This window comes from Shewanella electrica (genome assembly GCF_022321485.1).
Taxonomy (GTDB): domain Bacteria; phylum Pseudomonadota; class Gammaproteobacteria; order Enterobacterales; family Shewanellaceae; genus Shewanella; species Shewanella electrica.
In genome coordinates, this window is the sequence record NZ_JAKOGG010000666.1 from 1 (window position 1) to 244 (window position 244).

The window sequence follows — 244 nt, forward strand, 5'->3', positions numbered from 1 at the left end:
GTTAGCACAGCTTGGATCAAGGAACCTTGTCCTTCAATGTAGTAGTCAGCAGGAGATGAAAGTGCAAGGTCTGAAAAACATGAAAAATCTGCATCTGGAGTGTAGAGAAGATTATCCAAGCCAACTGCCTTTTTCAGTTGTCTTGATTTCTCCAAATCTTGAAGTTCTGTAACCCATCCATTATAACGAAGCTGTACTGTGACTACAGGAACACCATCTAACTTGTAGATGTTGTCAAATGTAT

General features: G+C 39.8%; 1 protein-coding gene. It reads right to left on the reverse strand.

Features of this window, described 5'->3' with window-relative positions; all coding sequences use genetic code 11:
- The coding region (locus tag L9G74_RS24580; protein WP_238898956.1) for a hypothetical protein at positions 1 to 244 on the reverse strand (244 nt) is incomplete at both ends.